This window comes from Mesorhizobium sp. B1-1-5 (assembly GCF_006443065.1).
Taxonomy (GTDB): domain Bacteria; phylum Pseudomonadota; class Alphaproteobacteria; order Rhizobiales; family Rhizobiaceae; genus Mesorhizobium.
Genome location: NZ_VFWS01000309.1, coordinates 1 through 1651 on the forward strand (window position 1 = coordinate 1; position 1651 = coordinate 1651).

General features: G+C 64.7%; 1 protein-coding gene and 1 pseudogene. Both read left to right on the forward strand.

Going from position 1 to position 1651, the window contains the following annotated elements:
- Positions 1-94: 94 nt before the first annotated feature.
- Positions 95-247: pseudogene (locus tag FJ980_RS35590) on the forward strand (murein L,D-transpeptidase); the annotation flags it as partial.
- 163 nt (positions 248-410) lie between these two features.
- The coding region (locus FJ980_RS30750; RefSeq protein ID WP_140547331.1) for a Na+/H+ antiporter at positions 411-1651 on the forward strand (1241 nt) is incomplete at its 3' end.

The window sequence follows — 1651 nt, forward strand, 5'->3', positions numbered from 1 at the left end:
GTTCTCGCCGGTCTTGATCGCCGCCTCGAAATGCTGGCGGTCCCAGCCGGGCGTGTCGCGCAGGATCCAAGTGACGAGGTCGCGCACGTTTTGCGGCGAAAACACGCCGGTCCAGGTCACCAACCCGGTGCCGGTGCATTTCCTCTATCTCTCGGCCTGGTCGACGGGCCCCGGCGTCGTCCAGTTCCGCGACGACATATATGGCCTCGACGGAAACAACGAGCTACAGATCACTTCGTCGCTCTAAGCAATTGATTATTCAGGGAAAAGGCCGCTCTTGAGCGGCCTTTTCTGTCGTCGCCGCCAGGCCATTCACACCGCCACTGACCTCCAACTCTGCGTAGGCGCGCTCCGGCTGGACGAAGCGCGGGCGATTGCGCATGGTCGGCAAAACTGCCGGAAATCGGACCATGCAAGTTGCCGTCTTCATCCTCGTAGTGCTCGTCCTGGTGGCGCTTTCCGGTGCATTGGTGCGGCTGGTGCGGCTGCCGCTGCCGGTGCTGCAGATCGCCATGGGTGCTGCGCTGGCCTGGCCGGCGCGCGGGCTGCATGTCGAGATCGATCCGGAACTGTTCCTGCTCGTATTCATTCCGCCGCTTCTGTTCGCCGATGCCTTTGCTGCGCCCAAGCGCGAGCTTGTCGCCTTGCGTGGCCCCATCCTCGACCTTGCCATCGGACTGGTCTTCTTCACCATCGTCGGATTTGGCTACGCCTTGCATTGGCTGGTGCCCAGCATCCCGCTCGTCGTCGCTTTCGCGCTCGCCGCGGTGCTGTCGCCGACTGACGCGGTGGCGGTGTCTTCCATAGTCGACAGGAACATCGTTCCGGCGCGGCTGATGCATATATTGGAAGGCGAGTCGCTGCTCAACGACGCCTCGGGCCTAGTCATGTTCCGCTTTGCCGTGGCGGCGGCATTGACCGGCAGCTTTTCCTTCGCCGCGGCCTCGCTGAGCTTTCTCTATGCCGTGGCTGCCGGCATCCTCGCCGGCATGGCGGCGCTGTTCGTTGCCGCCAAGGCGCTGCAACTGCTCAACCGCATCGGCGGCGTGCCGGCGGAGGCGCAGGTTCTGGTCATGATCCTGGTGCCTTTCGTCTCCTATCTCGGCGCCGAGCATATCGGCGCCTCGGGCATCCTGGCGGCGGTCACCGCCGGCCTGTTGACCGGAGTTTCCGGCATGTTCCGCTTTCTCGGTGTCTCGGCGCGCATGCAGACGATGTCGCTGTGGTCGACGCTGTCCTTCGTCTTCAACGGCGCGCTCTTCATCCTGCTTGGCCTGCAATTTCCCGATATCATCCGTAAGGTGCCGCCGGAGTTGTCCAGCCGGCACTGGATCATCGAGCCGGTGCTGACAGTCCTGCTGCTGACCCTTTGCCTGATCGGCCTGCGTTTCCTGTGGATATGGATCGGCGACATGGCGGGCGCCATGGCGGCGCGGCTCGGCAAGCGAAAGGCCGAGCCGTTCGGCCTGCGCGTGCGGCTCGCCGGATCGGTCGCCGGCGTGCGCGGAGCGATCACGTTGGCCGGTATCCTGTCGCTGCCGCTCACCTTGCAGGACGGCTCGCCGTTCCCGGCCCGCGACGTGGTGATCTTCCTCGCCGCCGGGGTCATCATCTGCTCGCTGGCCATCGCCAGCCTCGCGCTGCCGAAGAT